The organism is Enterobacter cloacae complex sp. IR5450, assembly GCF_049238665.1.
GTDB classification, from domain to species: Bacteria; Pseudomonadota; Gammaproteobacteria; order Enterobacterales; family Enterobacteriaceae; genus Enterobacter; species Enterobacter hormaechei_C.
Window position 1 is genome coordinate 18,735 of the sequence record NZ_JBMKIC010000034.1, and the last position, 18,446, is coordinate 37,180.

General features: G+C 45.4%; 19 protein-coding genes. 8 read left to right on the top strand and 11 right to left on the bottom strand.

From position 1 onward, the window contains the following. Positions 1–7 precede the first annotated feature (7 nt). The 6 genes from mobH to ACOTYB_RS20335 are packed head-to-tail and all read left to right on the top strand — an operon-like array spanning position 8 to position 8,921. Positions 8–3,154 carry a MobH family relaxase gene (gene mobH / locus ACOTYB_RS20310; RefSeq protein WP_001011152.1) on the top strand — a complete coding sequence of 1,049 codons (3,147 nt, stop codon included), beginning with the start codon at positions 8–10 and terminating at the stop codon, positions 3,152–3,154. Continuing rightward, the gene (traD, locus tag ACOTYB_RS20315; protein WP_001284073.1) at positions 3,154–5,238 is read left to right on the top strand and encodes a conjugative transfer system coupling protein TraD; all 2,085 of its coding nucleotides are present in this window, start codon (positions 3,154–3,156) and stop codon (positions 5,236–5,238) included. Before mobH ends, traD begins: the two co-directional genes overlap by 1 nt. Further along, positions 5,238–6,347: a hypothetical protein gene (locus ACOTYB_RS20320; protein WP_000343600.1), complete on the top strand. Its 1,110-nt coding sequence runs from the start codon at positions 5,238–5,240 to the stop codon at positions 6,345–6,347. The genes traD and ACOTYB_RS20320 overlap by 1 nt, the downstream gene beginning before the upstream one ends. Beyond that, entirely contained in the window at positions 6,334–6,996 is a 663-nt protein-coding gene (locus tag ACOTYB_RS20325; RefSeq protein WP_000718549.1) for a DUF4400 domain-containing protein, read from the top strand. Before ACOTYB_RS20320 ends, ACOTYB_RS20325 begins: the two co-directional genes overlap by 14 nt. A gap of 10 nt (positions 6,997–7,006) precedes the next feature. Then, positions 7,007–8,188, top strand: coding sequence for a S49 family peptidase (locus tag ACOTYB_RS20330; RefSeq protein WP_000952985.1), 1,182 nt, complete (start codon positions 7,007–7,009; stop codon positions 8,186–8,188). Position 8,189: 1 nt separating this feature from the next. Next, positions 8,190–8,921 (top strand): nuclease-related domain-containing protein, encoded by a 732-nt coding sequence (locus tag ACOTYB_RS20335; RefSeq protein ID WP_000338612.1) that lies wholly within the window; start codon positions 8,190–8,192, stop codon positions 8,919–8,921. Positions 8,922–9,207: 286 nt separating this feature from the next. Here ACOTYB_RS20335 and ACOTYB_RS20340 read toward each other — a convergent pair whose 3' ends face one another. From ACOTYB_RS20340 to ACOTYB_RS20390, 11 genes are all read right to left on the bottom strand, one after another. Then, positions 9,208–9,561, bottom strand: coding sequence for a hypothetical protein (locus ACOTYB_RS20340; protein ID WP_000210769.1), 354 nt, complete (start codon positions 9,559–9,561; stop codon positions 9,208–9,210). Between the two features lie 65 nt (positions 9,562–9,626). Then, entirely contained in the window at positions 9,627–9,911 is a 285-nt protein-coding gene (locus ACOTYB_RS20345) for a hypothetical protein (RefSeq protein WP_001091367.1), read from the bottom strand. A gap of 356 nt (positions 9,912–10,267) precedes the next feature. Beyond that, positions 10,268–10,567, bottom strand: coding sequence for a hypothetical protein (locus ACOTYB_RS20350; protein WP_000442693.1), 300 nt, complete (start codon positions 10,565–10,567; stop codon positions 10,268–10,270). A 432-nt stretch (positions 10,568–10,999) separates the two neighbouring features. Further along, positions 11,000–11,368: a hypothetical protein gene (locus ACOTYB_RS20355; protein ID WP_000537761.1), complete on the bottom strand. Its 369-nt coding sequence runs from the start codon at positions 11,366–11,368 to the stop codon at positions 11,000–11,002. A gap of 225 nt (positions 11,369–11,593) precedes the next feature. Further along, a complete protein-coding gene (locus ACOTYB_RS20360) occupies positions 11,594–12,130 on the bottom strand; it encodes a hypothetical protein (protein ID WP_000800251.1) in 537 nt (178 codons plus the stop codon). A 67-nt stretch (positions 12,131–12,197) separates the two neighbouring features. Next, positions 12,198–12,635: a hypothetical protein gene (locus ACOTYB_RS20365; protein WP_000286108.1), complete on the bottom strand. Its 438-nt coding sequence runs from the start codon at positions 12,633–12,635 to the stop codon at positions 12,198–12,200. 44 nt (positions 12,636–12,679) lie between these two features. Further along, positions 12,680–12,976 (bottom strand): hypothetical protein, encoded by a 297-nt coding sequence (locus tag ACOTYB_RS20370; protein WP_000856246.1) that lies wholly within the window; start codon positions 12,974–12,976, stop codon positions 12,680–12,682. A gap of 134 nt (positions 12,977–13,110) precedes the next feature. Further along, complete coding sequence (locus tag ACOTYB_RS20375; RefSeq protein WP_004248818.1) at positions 13,111–13,812, bottom strand: hypothetical protein; 702 nt, start codon at positions 13,810–13,812, stop codon at positions 13,111–13,113. 314 nt (positions 13,813–14,126) lie between these two features. Next, positions 14,127–14,408 carry a hypothetical protein gene (locus ACOTYB_RS20380; protein ID WP_000708863.1) on the bottom strand — a complete coding sequence of 94 codons (282 nt, stop codon included), beginning with the start codon at positions 14,406–14,408 and terminating at the stop codon, positions 14,127–14,129. A gap of 65 nt (positions 14,409–14,473) precedes the next feature. Further along, positions 14,474–15,658 carry a hypothetical protein gene (locus ACOTYB_RS20385; RefSeq protein ID WP_001272971.1) on the bottom strand — a complete coding sequence of 395 codons (1,185 nt, stop codon included), beginning with the start codon at positions 15,656–15,658 and terminating at the stop codon, positions 14,474–14,476. Between the two features lie 416 nt (positions 15,659–16,074). Further along, a complete protein-coding gene (locus tag ACOTYB_RS20390) occupies positions 16,075–16,251 on the bottom strand; it encodes a hypothetical protein (RefSeq protein ID WP_001371930.1) in 177 nt (58 codons plus the stop codon). A gap of 510 nt (positions 16,252–16,761) precedes the next feature. Between ACOTYB_RS20390 and ACOTYB_RS20395 the strand changes: the two genes are divergently transcribed. Together ACOTYB_RS20395 and ACOTYB_RS20400 are read left to right on the top strand one after the other, a co-directional pair. Next, positions 16,762–17,706: a DUF5417 domain-containing protein gene (locus tag ACOTYB_RS20395; protein ID WP_000778029.1), complete on the top strand. Its 945-nt coding sequence runs from the start codon at positions 16,762–16,764 to the stop codon at positions 17,704–17,706. Between the two features lie 95 nt (positions 17,707–17,801). Further along, on the top strand, positions 17,802–18,404 hold the full coding sequence (locus ACOTYB_RS20400) for a hypothetical protein (RefSeq protein ID WP_012695474.1): 603 nt from the start codon (positions 17,802–17,804) through the stop codon (positions 18,402–18,404). Positions 18,405–18,446 lie beyond the last annotated feature (42 nt).

The window sequence follows — 18,446 nt, forward strand, 5'->3', positions numbered from 1 at the left end:
TATGATGATGAATTTCAGGGCGCTGTATTTATGTATTAAACGGATTTTGGGGATATTCTCATCTCAGGAGAATGATGCAACCTCTGTAATGATTGAGGATATATCAAGCCTCTCTCCTTTTGCGCAGATTCTAGGAGATCAGAAGTACACTGTTCCTGATCATCCAAATCCAGAAGTCCTGAAATTCATCGAGTATCCAACTCGTCCGACGGGCATACAGACATTTAATGAACAGTCAATCCTGTCTCTGTATCGGGAAAAGCTGCACTCAATTTCAATGATGTTAGCTATCAGCGATAGCGACATCAGGGACGATGCATATACATTTACTAATTTAGTTTTAAAGCCCTTGGTTGAATATGTTCGCTGGATACATCTTTTGCCAGCTTCCGAAAATCATCATCATAATGGTATTGGTGGGTTACTTTCTCACAGCCTGGAAGTGGCCATACTCTCTTTAAAAAATGCGCATCACTCAGAACTGAGACCAATCGGATATCAAGATGAAGAAGTAGTCCGTAGAAAAGTATATCTCTATGCTGCGTTTATCTGTGGTTTAGTCCATGATGCCGGAAAGGTTTACGATCTCGACATTGTAAGCCTGAATTTAGCTAGTCCGATCATTTGGACGCCAAGCTCACAAAGTCTTCTTGACTGGGCACGTGAAAATGACGTGGTTGAATACGAAATCCACTGGCGAAAGCGTATTCATAATCAACATAATATCTGGTCCAGCGTTTTCCTTGAGCGAATCCTAAACCCGGTATGTCTTGCATTTTTGGATCGGGTAAATAAAGAACGTGTTTATTCAAAAATGATCACCGCCCTAAACGTTTATACTGATGGGAATGACTTTTTGTCTAAATGCGTGAGGACCGCTGATTTCTATTCTACTGGTACAGACCTTAATGTTTTACGTGACCCTATCATGGGTCTGCGTTCTAATGATGCAGCAGCAAGGGCCATTAGTACCATCAAGCACAACTTTACCAGTATCAATATCAACAATTACAATGCTAAGCCTATGCACATCATTATCGTAAATGGTGAGGTATACCTTAACGAGAACGCATTCCTTGATTTTGTTCTCAATGATTTCGAATTACATAAATATAACTTCCCTCAGGGAGAGGCTGGTAAGACCGTATTGGTAGAATCCCTAGTTCAACGTGGTTACGTCGAGCCCTATGATGATGAGCGTGTCGTTCACTACTTCATTCCGGGTATCTATTCGGAAAACGAAATATCAAACATCTTTAGAAATGGGATAGGGAAACTAGAATTCTATAACCTTCTTAAGCTAAGGTGGATTGGTTTAATCTTTGATTCCTATAAAATCCCTGACTCAGTGCCGGGTCTTTTTAGCGTTAATGCCAATAAAGACTTTATTTACATTGACGAGCAAAAAACAGTTACTGAATACAGAAGACCAGTGCCCGGTCGGGACGTTATAACTAAAATTACTGATACTGTTGAGACGGCTGTTCTTAAGGTTAATGATTTAGGCCGCTCCTCTGCCTCTATTGATGTTGATATACATTCTAAGAAAAATGAAGGCTCATCCGACGATTTTGAGAAGAAAGCCGAAAGTGATAATGAAATTGATAATGACACGCAGATAGTTAAATCTGAGGGTGAGGAAGCAGCTGATCCTGTCATTCCTGATATAGAAGAAAGTGAAGATGAATCGGCAAAGGACACGGAATCCCATGTCCTGGTCAACCAACTTCATGAACTCCTTTTAAGCGCTCCACTTTCCAATGACTATATAGTGTGTGTTGATGCTGTCCCCTACCTCAACATAGATACCACTATGGCATTGCTGCCGGGATTAGATGAAAAAGCATTCAGTGAAGAGCCCTATTTCCAACTGACATTCAGAGAAGGCTCTCTCGATGGAATGTGGATAGTAAGGGACATTGACGATCTGCGTTTAGTCCAGCTCGGCGATAACTGCGCCGGGTTCCAGCTCACCTATCATGAGCCAAGAAGGCCAACAACTTTAAAGTCACTTTTCAATACTTCTATGTATCAGGCATTAGTGATTAATGATGAGTCTTCTGTTGAAAACTCTGCCCCACGTCCAAAGCAAACGCTTGAGCTGCCTCCCCCACGTGTAAATGCAGTCGAAGAACATTCTGGCGACGTGGAATATCATGGAACCGATAGTGCATCCGCGACTGGTCCGCTGAAAACTGAGGCTGTGGAATATGAACATTATCAACATCTTTTTGAGAAAGAAGATGAAGAGCATGAGATCATTGATTATACCGATTTCTCACAGCTTAGTGTTTCTCGGCCAGAAGTCGGTAGTTGTGCAACAAGCTCTTCGGTCCATAATGAAAAGCTTCTCTCCGAGCCGTCAGAATTACCAGAACTTAACCGAGAACAGAACGCTGATCCCCAGGGTACGAATGAACGCTCTATGGATGTTTCTGTAGGACAAGAAAACTCAGAACCAGATACTGAGGGTAACTGCCCACCACCAGCTGAAGTTGTGTATTCCCAGACCGAAGCAGCCGCAACCAGTGTGATGGCAAGTGAAGAGCCCGCCTTACCTCCTGTACTTGAAGAATCAAATGGAGAGCATGCGCCCACAGACGCTAAGGGGCATCATCTTTCGCCAGCACTGGCCAGACTGTTCGCCCCAACAGCACCGGTAGAAAAACAAAATCCCAAGCGCAACCGGAATAAATCATCGGACAAAGCAGAAGTACAAAAACCAGCATCACCTGTTTCTGGTCACAATCTGAACAGTAAAGTCTTTGCATCTACTGAATCAGACCAAAATGGTGAATTCTCGCTTATAAGCGAAGGTGACGTTACAGAGCTTGAATTTGTAGAAATTGCGTTAGTACTGCATCAAATTCTGTCCAAAATGGAGGTGGCGTTTAAAAGAAAGCGCAAAAACAGATTTATGGTAAGTACTCCTAATACTCTCTATCTGACCCAATCTTGCGTGGAAAAATTTGGGTCGCAGTTAGAGGCTCAAGATCTTTTCAATAAGCTTCCTCAGTACCTCGTTAATTCTGGTGCTGTGATCAATACAAAATGCCATGCATTTAACATGCCTACTTTGCTGGCCGCATCAGACCGGGCGAAAGTGGACATTGAACGAATTATCAATAACCTGAAAGAGGCTGGGAACCTATAATGTCAGATTCGAAGAGGACTAACCTCCATGCACAAGAGAATTTTTATCGGCCTATTCTTGAGTATCGTAGTGCCTCAATACTTTTGATTTGTTCGGTTTCTATGCTTTATATGGGACTTTCTTCAGACGGACTGGACATCGCCCCAATAGTTCTGTTCACCTCAATATTGCTTTTTTTGCTGTGCCTTTATCGTTGCAAAACAGCAGCGCCATTTTTGATGGCTCATTGGCGTGTATTCAAGCGACATTTCATGTTCGTTAGTCTTGATTCACTGCGTGTAATTAACAAAAGTAACTTTTTCTCCAATGAGCGAAAGTATCGTCAACTGGTTCAGGATTATCAAAATAAAAATAAGGATATACCCGAGCGAAAGTCCTATTTTTGTGATGGGTTTGAGTGGGGTCCGGAACATGCGGATCGGGCATATCAAATAGCTAACCTCTCCAGTGATAAACGTGAGATCGAGTTGCCATTCGTCTTCAACCCAATTAAGAGACATTTTGACGCAATGGCTCGTAAGATGGGCGGCAGCAATGCAATTTTTGCTGTGGAACGTAGGGAACCCATATTTGTAACTGAAGACAATTGGTTTGGTCATACTCTGATAACCGGAAACGTGGGTACCGGGAAAACGGTGCTACAGCGTTTACTAAGCATTAGCATGCTTCATCTTGGTCATGTTGTTGTTGTCATAGATCCAAAGAACGATGCAGAGTGGCGAGAATCTCTAATGGAAGAGGCTAAGACCCTCGGTCTTCCTTTCTATAAATTTCATCCTGGCCAGCCAGCATCTTCGGTCTGTATTGATGTCTGCAACACCTATACTAATGTTTCTGACCTAACATCTCGTCTTTTGAGCTTGGTGACAGTTCCCGGTGAGGTTAACCCATTCGTTCAGTATGCCAAGGCTCTCGTTTCCAATGTGATTTCCGGGCTTTCTTACATAGAGAAAAAGCCTTCTATTTATCTGATTCACAAGAACATGAAAAGCCACATGTCTATTGTGAATCTTACAGTCAAGGTAATGGAGTCATGTTACGCGAGATATTATGGTTACGATGTCTGGACCGAAAAAGTTAAGTACGTCGCTAACGATACCTTGCCGGTACGTTTCAAGCGTCTCGCTGAATGGTTTACGGCTCATTTCATGAATTACGAGGGGTCCGAACAAATAGACTGGTTAGATACTGTTTCCCAGCTTATTGATTACTCAATGTCCGACCCAGAGCATATGGCTAAAATGACCGCAGGTATTATGCCTGTTTTCGATATGCTCATTGAAAAACCTTTAAATGAGCTTTTATCTCCTAACCCGAACTCAGTATCATCAAGAGAAATTGTAACAAGCGAAGGGATGTTCAGCACTGGCGGGGTGCTATACATTTCGCTTGATGGCCTTTCAAACCCCGATACAGCAGCTGCTATTTCTCAATTAATAATGTCAGATCTGACCTCCTGTGCCGGTAGTCGCTACAACGCTCAAGATGGTGATATGTCAGCTAATTCCAGGATAAGTATTTTTGTTGATGAGGCACACTCAGCCATTAACAACCCTATGATTAACCTTCTGGCGCAGGGTCGTGCAGCGAAAATTGCACTGTTTATTTGCACCCAAACCATCTCCGACTTTATTGCTGCGGCAAGTGTTGAAACTGCCAATCGAATTACGGGGCTCTGCAACAATTATATAAGCTTGCGAGTCAACGATACTCCTACTCAGACGCTTGTTGTAGAGAACTTTGGTAAGAGTGCGATAAGCACAAATATGGTCACTTATACGACCGGTTCAGAAACATCTTTGCCGCATAATAACTTCTCAGGTTCAATCTCAGAAAGAAAGCAGACAACTTTAGAAGAGAGTATTCCAAAGGATCTCTTGGGTCAGGTCCCTATGTTTCACATAGTTGCCAGGCTTCAAGATGGCAGGAAGGTTGTAGGCCAAATCCCTATTGCTGTTGCTGAGAAACAAATGAAGCCAAACACAACTCTGTCGGAAATGCTTTTCAAGAAGGCCGGAAAAGTTACTTTGCGTCAAAATCTCGATATCAAAAATCTTAATAAATTTCTAAGGAAGTTGCATTGATGGATGAAAAAATTGTCCTGACGCGCCAGCAAATTTTAAGCTCTGCACTAAAAGTCAGCAAATGTCGCTCGCTCGTAAAAAGGCGCTTTCAGTCTTTGGGTTTAAAGTACGCAGATTCTCAGGAAGTTCGAGATCGGCTAACTATGATAGAAAAAAACGCGTTTCATCATTTGGGAAAATTTTGTCAGAGCAACGATATCGATTCCCTATTCTCCATGGCAAATACCCTGTCTGAGCTTTTCCTTTTAAAGGGAGAGTTGATCACGACTGATCCCTTTGGGGACCGTGAAACCAGCTACTGGTCGGTACCACAAGGATCATGCCATGAATGGATTCAATCACTGACCACCAGCGAAGGTCCTGAACGTAAATTCGTTAGTTTCCGTATTTCTTTCGATAACAATGACGTACGGTGTGATCTTGTAAAAAAGAATGCCCGTATGCTTGGTTGTTATCTTTTGCCTTATTTCGTCGATTTAACACGCACGGTGGGCGCATTCATTAATTTGCCAGGTAGTGTCTCTTTTAAACAAGTACAGCGCATCAAACCCCAGATTCATCCAGAAACAACACATAGTCATATAGTTACTATTGAGGACTCTCCCTTTCTTTCTCGGTTAAAATTTAAAATCATTACTGCCATAGATCAGCTTCCTGACCCTAATGGCCTTTATACAAACACCTTTAACAGCATTATTGACCGTGCACTGCTGACTCATCTCAAAACCGAACAGGAAAAAATAGATAGTCCAAGAGTCTGCAAAAATGTGATTTCGGCTTTTGCCGACTCAACTCTTTCTCTGCCGGTGTTTAACATCGGCCTAAACGAGCAGTACAGATACTGGACGCCGTGGGGCATCAACTTTATAGAATTTTCCCGCCAGGCCGCAAAAGCAAGGACCGCTGTATTTGTTCCTGATGTGGGACAGATCGAGTGGAAAAGCGCAGAGCATAAAGAACTGGCGGAGTTAAGCCTCATCGACCAAATCATACCTAAACAGTACCACTGGCTCCTGGGTATCCCGACGATGTGGCGTAACAACTATTGCAATCACGATCAGAGGCTAGCTCTTTTTCGTGAATGGAGGGAAAGCAATGGCTGCGGATAATACAAGCAGGGCAGCAGTGCTCAGAACAATGCTTTTTTTTGGCATGGTCATTTATTTTGGTTACAGCTTGGCTTTCCAGAATACTGAGGAGCTCAAATATCAGATTACTCAGGAGGTTAATGCAAGCCGGTCCATCATATCAAATGACCGTTGGAAGTCTGTCATTGCAAATAGTGAAGCGACTTTAAATTGGTTGGTACATGACTATAAGTTAATTGACTATCTGAATACTATTCTGATCCCTGACACCAAAAAACCAGCCAGAGGTATTAACATTGTTGCTGAAAAATTTACCTCTATTAATTACACTATGGCCAAAAACATACCCCTCTTACTTTATCAGTCCATTTTCCGGTGGAACTTAATCCTGGGGTGGCTAATCGTTTTTCTGCCCTATCTATTTGCCATGCTAGCAGATGGAATGTACCAGTGGAAATTGAAGAGGTACGTATTTGGTAAGGTTACAGTTCAGTTTTATCGTATTTGGTTTCGAGCATTTTGGGTGATCAGTGCTTTAACGATGGTCTACCTGGTCATGCCAAATATGTCACTATTTAACAATATCGCTCAACTTTTCCCACCAGTCGCTTTATTGATACTGGGAATTGCATTGAATCGCTTGTGGTCTAACTTTCAAAAACTCATGTAAAGGTGGTCAGATGTTAAGCAGTAAAAAAAGGAAGTCCCCTACAAATATCAAAGAATCGCTCAATGATAACGCTGACCGTTTTTATAAGATGTTTCGCATTCATACCACGGCAAAAGTTGCTATGTCGCTAATTGCCATGACCGCTGTAGGGTTTTCTTTCTACAATCTTTACGAACAATGGCAGGACGCTGAAGGGAAGAAAGACCATATAGCTGTAATACGGATTTCTGGCGAGATGGGTACCGGCTCGGAAACGGGCGATGGAACAGTGATCGCAACAGCTCTTGCCAAAGCTTACAATAATCCCCATGCCAAAGCAGTTATTATCGAGGCAGAGTCAGGTGGTGGTGGTCCCTCTGACGCCATCATTATTTACCGCCAGATAAACGCGCTTAAAAACCACCAGCCACAGATTGAACGCGTATCAGATGCCGGTGGCTCTCTTTCATCTGTAGCCGCTGACAAGAGTAACAAAACCGGGAGCACAGAACGTGGCGATGAAGCACGGTCGAAGCAAAACTCCCTCGAAGTACTCTCCAGCGGTACCGGTCGTTTTTTCTCTGATATCGCAGACTCATATAAACCAATCATCGTTAGTGTGAAAGGCATATGCGCATCCGCATGCTATTACGCGGTATCGCCCGCTGATGCAATTTATGCCGACAGTAATGCCCTGATCGGTTCTATCGGTGTGCGTATGGACCACTGGAATCTGTCAGAGATCATGAGCACAGTAGGCGTCAAGAATGAGCCCCTTACGGCCGGTGAGTTCAAAGATGCTCTTGACCCCTTCCACCCATTGTCCGATTCAACGAGGGAGTTCATGCAGAAGGAGATCCTGAACACGATGCATGAAAAATTTATAACTGATGTTGAACTTGGACGGGGTAAAAAGCTTCTCTCGCGTCATGATGCCGATGCTGTTTCTCTCTATTCAGGCCGTGTATGGCCAACACCTCAGGCAGTTAAGTACGGCCTGGTGGATGGAGATCTTACGTCAGTAGAGATCCGTACACGTCTTTCAAAAATGTACTCCACTGACACGTTCAAAAACTACAATGAGCCTCATCGTAATCTCCGTTCTGCACTCGGCATGCTGATGAGCCTGTCTTCAAATATTGAGAGCCTTACCGGTACCACTACCCGCTTAGTAGAATCTGTTAATGCCACCAGCTACCCCTCTGTGAGGTAACATGGATGCTTTCAATCTGCTGTGGAGCATTACGGGGGTAGCTTTCATTATCCTTATTTTCGTCGTGTTGCTGTGTCTGTTGGGATTTATGACCTCTGCCATAGCGGAACGGCGGACTGCAAAGGCAATTGAATCTGGGCTTCCTGAAGAAGCTCAGGGGCTACTTAGTGATCTCACCTTTCAGTTGTCGGCTCATAGCACTACGCAGGTTGATCACATTCTCGTAGCCCCACATGGTATATACGTCATAGAGCAGAAAAACTACGTAGGCAAGCTCTACGGTACTCTGGAGGAAAGCCACTGGCGGAAATGGACTCAGTCCCGAACCCTCAAGTTGCAGAACCCGTTTAAGCAAAACCAGGGGCACATCAGGGCTATTCAGTCTGCTCTTAAGGCTAGAGAACTGGAATGTATCAATGTCGTCATCATAAACGGACGTTGTAAGTTTGATGGCATCAAGCCGGAATGGTTATGTATGGGGATGGACGATTTTATCCATAAAGTCAAACAACGACGAGGGCTACGGTTGTTCACACCGGAGTCTGTTCAGCACATCTGTTCGGTGTTGAAGTCAACAAGGAAGTCGCCAGGGCTCTATACGGACCTTACTCATATTCATAACATAACGACAAAGTACAAAGCCCCGATGAAATTCGAGCAACGAGTAACATACATTCTGCTCAACTTTATCCATTATCTGTGGGCAAGTCTGTTCACTAAGCAGAAGCCTTAGCGCTCTATCATTGGTAAGGCTGTAAAATGTCTGCAAAAGGCCCCATCGGTAAATTGTTGGGGCTTTTTCTTTGCGTAGTTCTGATACGGTTTATCCTGTGGAGCATTATGGCCACCAGCCAGCTGGTGACTGGCCAACGCTTTGTATGACGTAGCCTACTCAGGGCAGGCTATTTTAGAGGGACCGATTTTTATCCGGGCTAATTTAGAAAGAGATAATTTGAACTTAGGCGGGCTGACCACCAGCAGAGAGGTAAATCACTAGCCGGTGATATTGACAGAAGTCGTCAGGGGTTTAACGCCGGAATATTTTGCCAGGCCTCCTGCAAGGTCTGCAAGACTTCTACAAGTGATAGTGACGGCCACAGGACTGTTTCCGTCATTATCACTCCAGGTGGCTCGCACTCTACTGGTACCAGAATTAAAACAACACGAGTTCCTTTTACCTGGTAGGCAAGGTTTACTGCCGGTTGGCGGTAGGAGGCCAGTACACCCTCACCATATTGAGCAGGGTTACTTGCCCAGTTCCGCACCATTGCATACACCTGAGGCATATACCGACTATCCAGATCCCCTTTGGGCCGTCTGAACGGCACGATTTCTTCTGAGCGGTAGGTGGTCGTTGTTGTATTGGTTGTCATCTTTGTCACCTCCCCTGTTCGTCCATTTAGAGTTTTAAGCTGCTTTACACATCACACTCAACTGATTATTTAAGCTGGTCATCGTCTCTGGCCAGCATAGCCCAACCATTCGCCTGGTTTTCGCGGGAGTAAGGATTCATTTCAAAATAACTATCTACCGCGTCGCTGTCCGCAACAGAACTGTTGTTAGCTCTCTTTGAACCCTGAACCACTACAGCATCAACCTCTGCGGCTTTCCCGTTGCGCTGTACCAGGATTTTAACCGTATTGGGCTTACGTCTTGCGAGCAGTTTGTTGGCGATAAAAAGCACAACAATCCAGGCCAAAAGCACGTATAAAAATGTATTCATAATGCCCTCCTTTGTATGTGATTATTATACCTGCTTCCATTGCAGGCCAAACAGGTTCGGTGCATGAAAAATAGACTTCTCTCCGGCGTATAGCAATCTACTTACTGATCTGTTTTCGTATCAAACTGTATGGCATAACCGAGGGGCGTACGTGGTGAGTCAGAAAGTTACTTTTCCGTAATAGTTAATTTCAGATCCTTCTTCCAGTTACGCTTCAGTATAAAACCGATACCCTCTAATTCAGCATCCTTCACGTTTAATACGCTTCACTTTAAGGCAGGGCTTTTCGGTTGAAATGAATTCTTTTTCCGGTTGCTGGACATGGGTTTCATCCTGATAGTTAAAGTTGCAGGCTATCAGTCACCACCACCACCTCCGTCACCTCCTCCACCGCCACCATCACAACCACCAGCTATGCTATTTTCACCATTACAATCACCTCCGAGGGGGTTCAAATGGCTGCTCCCCTGTAGATGGTGTCCTTGCCAGATCGAACCCGAACCAGCGCCTCCTGAGCGTCTTTGCTTGCCCTGAGGCAATTGTGCAGGCTCACCAGCACCGGCGGTACCAAAAATGTCCCGGGCAATTTTATAAAGAAGGTAAAAAGGTACGCCCAGCATCATAAAAAAGATTACTGAAAATATTACACGTTCCATTGATGATCTCCTGTCTTGTGAGAGACCAGTTATATCAGGGTGATTCAGTATTTCCGTTTAGAAAAGAGTACTAATTTGGCCCTGTTCGCTCTTAATTTGCCATCCGGGAAAAAGTCATAGGGATAGGCCTGCCAGAGTCAATAACTTCCAGTGATCTGGAGGAGACCCCGGCTCTCTGAGCCCTCATGGATGGTACGGCTTTACCCCTTGTAAACAGATTCACGTTCCGCAGGACAAACATCGACTACTGACGTCTCATATTTGCTGACGCTAATCCGACGTCTCATTGCCGTCTGCTTGTTTTCTTTAAAGGGTGTATTAGACGAATATCAAATCGGAATGGTAGGGGATGTGTGGGCACCATGCCCGGCCCTCTTTGAGCATCTGAGAGATTGGAGACCTAGCCGGGTAAGATAGCTACTTTCTTACGGGTTACCCTTCAAATCCAAAGACGAAACGGACGCTGCCGTTCTCCACGTGGAGACGCTTTACTTCTTCGACAAATTCCTGGATCACCTCTCCGGCGTTATCGGGTGGTATGGCTGACAAAATTTCTTCCGAAGTCAGCCATGAGTATGAATGTTCACCGAATAAATCATCATCTTCGGACGGTATATCATCAGGTAATCCGCGTAATGCGTGGATAAAAACTGCTGATGTGCTCGCCCTTTCACGATCTACATCAAATCCGAGCCAGGCAAAGTGGAGATATGATCGGTCCCCTTTATAATTGCTTGATAAATTAATCCATTTACCAGGCTTTTCTTCCCTTTGAAATCGCCAGCAGATATCAACGCCCATTAAGAAACTCCATTACTATCGTTCGTATGAGATAACTATCATTTCAGAATACTATGACTTCTTCCCGTATAGAACTAATCGCTCACGCCATTTAGCTACTTACTTTTTTTACGTACGCTTGCAGCGCAGTACCTTGAGAGAAGTAAGTAAGACTGGGCGAAGCCAACCGGTTCCGCCACCTCGCTCACCGGCTTTTAGGCGTAAGCACTGAAGTCAGCCTCCATGCTAACTGGCGAGCCTGCGAAAGTCAGACTCGTTGTTATAAAGCGGCATATCGTAAGCAGTGTCTGAAATGAACATTCGGATCTGCTCAAGCGTCATGCCACAATGAAAACGGGTTACGCTCACATTGGCCCGGGGGAAGTCAGCACAAAATGCATTCAAAACATTCTCATGGACAATACCAATGTTGATTAACGCAGCTGGCCCGTTGTCACGGAAAGATACGACACGGAATCCCCCATACCAGCCTGACTGGGAGAAAAATGAAAATGCACTCGTTGCCAGACCATTAGACAGGTCATAGCGCAATTTCCCGCTCAGAGACTGGCTGTCTCTGCTGTACACGCGATTAATGAAAATGCCGGGACCAACTTCTACCGGCTGCTTGTTGCTTGCTAAACACGGAAAGCCCACCAGCGAAACCTCCCTTTCTCCTAACCAGTTTACCTGATACCCGGCAGTGAGAAAGTCAGTCAGTTCTACGCCAGAAAGAGCATTAATGGCCGCAATATCGGTATCCAAAATATTTACGTTTTTCATATTCATCTCATCTATATTCTAAAGTGCGTTTTTTGTCTATCAGCCCGAGGATTGAAAATTTGAATATTTAATGTGACAGAAAAATACCTGTCACCTTTTCAAAAACTGCCTGCAATTGAATATCGAGAGAGTCCATTTTAAAATCCACCAGCTCAGCTTTATTATCGCAAACCGAATAAAAATAGGAGTCAAATGCGTCTGTATCTTCATCTTTAAAAATACGGAAGGAATTAATTTTATTATGCCCTTCAAATTCGGCATGAATACCATAGCGAACCGAGCCGTCATCGAACTGAACAACCCGTCGTACAGAATTAATCCGGACGTACTGTTTTAAGGCCCTCGCGAAATCGGCATTTAACGCCAACGCTCGTAAGATTGAATCAGCGGTTTCATTCTGCTTTTTACGATCATATTCAAACATCCCACAGCCGGTGTTACGAAAGACCGGCTGAAGAGCATTAACCAGGTTGAAGGAATCCACGTTTCTGTCGTTTCTGTACATGAGATATCTCCTGCCCCTCCGCTATACGAAGGGGCTTGATAGGGTTACTGCCAGGCTGCGATCACTTCTTCGCACTGGAAATGAGATAAGCACTGCTGGAGTAAAAGGGCCAGCACCGCTGTGTTAGGGACGCGATTGTTACACCACGCGTTGAATAGCAGCTGCCATGGACCGGCATAATACCCGGCCAGTTTCTTTTTTTGTTTATCTGTGCAGCAGCTGGAAATGGCCTGCTGATAAAGGCTTTCATTCTCGGCACCAGAGCGTTGTTGCAGTGCCTGATAAATATAGGAGTAGACAGAATCGGAGCAATTAGATGCATAGGCCAGATTGGTTTTCATAATACCTCCTGTGTTTTTGGGTATTATATAAAACTCCGACCTACTGGCTAATAACCCACACTGTAATTTCTTTTAAAAACACAATAAATTTTCAAAATTGGACCAGTGTGGATTTAAGCGAGCAGTTTAAATCTTTATGAACTAGCTTTCAAAGAGGTTGGTTTTTCGGGAAGTTTTTTGCCAGACCAGCATGTTGTTTTTTTTTCTGTAGTGCAGATTAGCTGGTACCTGCCCCTTCTTACCTCTTTGAGCAATGACTGTTTGAAATATGGTAAGCCCAGTTCAAAAACCCAGTAACGACCGTCTGCAAAAACGACTGAATTTTCAACGCCATCCGAAGCCACCAAGGATGCATCATTAAGTAGACGTTCTTCATAATGAAATGGTAATGAAAATGTCAGATATAACGCACAAAGTACAAAGATTCCTGTGAGACTAACTGCCAGTGAACCACAATAACCAGAATAAACATTTAAATTTCTTTTGATAAATTTCTCATGCAAGATTACAAGCAGACAGAATACACAAGCTACCAGCCCAAATCCTACATGCAGATAAAACTGTCTTATTTCATCATTCCAGACGATGTTGTCCCATTTCGTGCTTAAGATTGAACCCAACAAGGAGATAATAAAAGCGGCAATTTGAGAACTGATAAAGTAGGAGAAAGCTGACTTTGAAGTTATTTTTTTCATAGAAACAGGAACCTCTTTACCTCGTTCCTGATCAGAGAAAAGACACAAAACGCACCATGCGCAAAAAACTGCAAGTCCAGATGCAATAATCTCGCGTAAAAACATATTAAACGTTTCCGATAATGAATAAGTAATTACCATATCCTCTCCGTAAGTCTACATATAATTCAGACGTGACAAATAATTAAAGGCATTGCTATTCTATCATTATGCATTGCGTTTAAAATCATTTCTAATTCAGCAGAGTAGCGATACAGGCATTTCGCTATCCTAAAATCTGGTAGCTTTCCATTTCCTTGCTGAGATAAATCAAAATAATTCTATTTATTGCCTATTCGGATGCTGCAAAACCTTATAAATCCGGATGTATATCACTTAACAGTGAACCATTCGGTGACTTGCTCTCCGTGAGGTCCACCGGGTTTATCCAGTAGGGAACATTCTGCTTTTACCGTTTACTGCATACGCGAGCAGGAATTCTGTTGCAGTTCTGCATTTGCCTGCTTTTCCAGTGCTGTCATAACCCGGCGGAGCATCGCCAGAGCCTGAACAGGCGAGCTCCCAAACTGCACTTTCACTTCATCCGTATCATGATCCTGAATCAGGTCGAGGATGTTCACTTCGATCCCTGCCCCGTTTTCATCTTTTGCCGTGCACTGAATACTTACCCGGGTCACCGAATCCGTCAGGACTGGCAGTGGGTTAGTCTTGTCTACGTTGATAAAAGCCTTCTTCATTGCCCTGTTTCCCCTTGTCCTGAAAAAGTTACCGACCCGTCCGGATGGAGGGGTCGGTCAGAAAATCATGCCTGTCCCTTATTCATCTTCTCAGCATGCTTACGCAGGTACTCTTTCAGGTCAGCATGAGCATTGATGATATCGTTCATTTCATCATTGGTCAGAACAAGCGTGTAAGTATCAGTGCTGACAGATTCACCTTCTTTAAGCTTGGCTTCTTCAGCAATACGTTCAAAAATCGGGATCGCGGTGTCGGCAATGACGGTCACGGTCTTTTTGTTCAGAACGCTGGACATGGATGGTGCTTTACCTGCCGGGTTCTGTTTAGGAGCGCTGTCCTTTGGAGCCGGAGCTGGTTCCTGTACCGGTGGCGTAACCAGCGTCTCTGTATTGCTTTCATCATTCAGTTGATCCGGTACCGGGGTGTTAACGGTAGCATTACCTGCCGGTTGCTCATCACCGGAGTTTTCCGGAGTCTGCGGATCTGCCATGCGCTCTTCTACCTTGGCAGCTTTGACGAATTTCAGCGTGTTTTTCGTCGCTTTACCATAGATGGAGATCGCCTTGTTGATGTTATCTACCGCATCCTCACCGCTGTACATATACTCGTCCAGCGCAACGTACATGCTCACCTGATCGCTCACAAGCATGGTCTGTAGTTCAGAAGGCAGGTCCAGTACGCGAACCATCTGGCGAAGATGCTGCTCTGATTTACCACGTTTTTTTGCCAGTTCCGCAAAGGTCTTAGGCTCTTCTTTATCTTCAACAAGACGCTTAATTGAAAGCGCTTCAGCTACGACAGACAGCGCCAGGTTGGAGTTGCCGGTCAGGGTGAAGAGTTCTGCTTTTGAAGCGCTACCGCGAAACTCTTCGCAGCGAATACGAGTAATGCGTTCACGCCCTTCTGCTTCCAGCTGGCGGTTTGCAATAGCGATGGAACGGATACGGCAAGCCCCCTGACGCAGTACAGGTACGCCATTAACCATCTGAACAACGATAGGCGTCACGCTGAACGGGTCTTCCATGTAGGCATCGGCCAGGCTGTTCAGGTGTTCCACAACGTGAGGCATTGAATAGTAGAGCTCGCCCATACCGGCCGTGCGGGTGTTAAAGCCTTCCTGCTCTACAACAACCGAAGGGTCAATGATAAGGCCGTTACCTTTACGGGCACCGTTACCAGTGCGTTCCAGGTAACCACGAAGGCTGATTTCGTTGCTGTTGTTTTTTACTTCAGTTTCGATTGCGGACATTTTTGTTCTCTCTTTTGGTTGGTTGTTTAACTGCGCTACAACACAACAATACCAGGTTCGACATTTTTTCTAATAGGTTGCACAGAAGAAAAAGTAACTTTTCTTAAAAAAAATTCCTGAGACAATACTACTCGATCCGTCCGTTTTAAATCTTCACAACAGTGGGCCGTTTTTACGTTTAAGCAAAATAGCTGGTTCAGAAGGTGAGTCGGAGAGAAAAGTTACTTTTCCGGTTGTCTGGGCCAGTGATGAGAGAGTGGCAGGACAGGAATGGCTAAACCGGTGCGGGTCTCTTGTAAGTCGCAGGGGATTGAGGAGATATAGAGGTAAACCGGTACGTTCAGTTTTTGGATTGAGCCGGGCTTTTGGCCCGGGCTTAAGGAAGCGGAAATTTGAACGAACTGGCAGGTAATGATTTATGCCGCCGACAGCTGGCCGTCAGTGCTTTGCTGTTCTGGTTTGACAGTTGGGGGATAACCGGCAGTTAGCCGCTGGCATTCCGCATCACAGAAAGCCCTGAGGTTGCTGAAGACGGACTCCATGAAATCAGCATGAGCATACGAGTCTACAGGACGTGTCTTGTTATCTTTCATCTTGTTCTCCTCAATCATTATTAAAACCAGCGGATTTAGTTCCTGGCGCTCCATCTGCTGACCGGCTTTCCCAGAGAGCAGCGATGTGTCGGGTTCTGTTTCTCATTTTATCGTTTTCATCGGGCCCATCCGGCCGTATAAGAGACCGATTTGGCATGTTTAAGAAACGTACTGGCGACATTAAAAGCTGAGGTTGGCTTTGGAATAAAAGGATACTTTTCCCGTTTGTCAGGTCTTTCGCTACCGCTGCACGATGATTCTGTCAGGCATTCTGCGCCCTCCTTGGCTGTACATCTTGAAACAAGCGGTGGGATGTTCCCTTCCCCCTGCTCACCGCAGAATAATTGGCAAGTCCCGACGGTCGTTCCGTACGAGCCGGGTCCAAATAATGAATAAATACAACGCCACTTCAATTGTATTGACAATAGAAGTTAGGAGGATCATAGTGTCATTCATGGTGCGGCTTTCGCACCACCGCCCCGGCGGTACCGGGCAGAACTGGAGTACCTCATGAAACTTTCCCGTCAGACGACTTCTGATACTTCTGTTGATGGCCGTTCACGCGCATATGCCTGGGGCCGTGTCCATTATTTCATTATCGAACATGCACCAATGGCTGAGCTGGTCGCTATTGACGAGCTGCTGGAAAAAGCTGGCTGGAGCAATGACGGCTGTCCGAACTATGAGAAAGATGACGAGTTTGGTAATGCTGGTTACAGCTGTGGTTACTGGATCGATATTGACAGCGTGGGAAGCTTCAAGGCTGACTACAAACGTCTTAAGGGTGAGATTAGTGCGCATATCGCCTCAAAGGCGGCAGAGGTGGAGATCCGCGTACTGGACTCGATGTCCGACAAAGAATGTAAAGATGTTGCCTCGGTGGCATGTACTGTTCGCCGTGACTTACGTACGCAGTCCGAATCGCTTCATTCACTGCGTACTATCGTAACGGTTGATCATTACAATCCCTATGTGATCACCAGCCGCCCGCTGAGCATTTCCGCCTGGACACTTATCCACGACTGTCTGAAAACCGGCACCATCAATGACGTCTGTTCACGGTTGAGTTCATTAATCCTGCACTCTGAAGCCGCGATTGCCCGTTGTAAGGGAAGCTCCGACTACTCTTCGGAACACGCTCAGCTATCGTTTTTTGCTGGTAACGACTATGTCACCAGACGCACCCTTGTTGATGCAGCTCACGAAGAGGCTCTGCGAATGAACCGCCGCTTTGATGAACGTATTGCAATGAACGCGGATTCTGATGCCAGAAGGCTCCAGTGCGAATTCAACCTGAGCAACCATGTCGTACAGCGTCGGACCGTTGAATCTGCTCATATCCAGGCAATCAACGAAGACGTCACCCGTTCACAGGCGGAACCACGCTGCCCTGGAAAGCTTCTTCTGAAAATGACCAGTCATGAGGAAGTGCGGGACTCACTGAGCACCTGTTAGTCCAGCGACACCCCCTGCGGCTCTACTACCGGGCCGCAGTCTGCTCCGGCCAGATGGTGCCAGTGGCGTAATGAATTTGTTTAATAAGGCTGAGTATGATGAATAAAGAACAACTAATCGACAAACTGGAACGCGTGGTATGTGGTCAGTACTCCTACGAAATGCAGGAGCTTGCGTATTCGGCCCTCTGCTGCATTAAAGGCACCCCGGACGACTGCGCTAAGTTCCCTGTTACGCGTCCGCTGCCTGACACCTTAGTGGACGTATGGGACGAGATCGGGCAATACCTTGGCACAGGCAAAGCCATTGAAACTCGCAGTTGCGGCGTTTCGCTTCTGCTTCATGGACACTGCTACGATTCAAATCATGTGCTGTACTGGCGCAATGCTGGCGCACTTCCAGCAGCTTGCGATACGCCACTGGCTGGTGGGTCTCGCAAACTGTTCACCTGCTCAGCCTGTGGAGTGGACGGTCTGGATGAACCACCTGAAACCAGTTGCCACTGCTGCACAGAGGGGGCCCACTGGATTGAGAGCAGGCTCTTCACCTCCGGGCAGGCAGACCCTGAAGAATTTAGACCCGTGGCGGTCGTGAAAGAGTGTGCAGGCTCAACGCCGGATGATCGGCTCATCTGGAGCGTGATTGAACAGCTCAACGGCGAACTGGCGGAAGGCGATAAACTATTTAAGCAACGCTGACAGATCACGTCAGCATTTATATCAGACGAACTCCAGAATAAT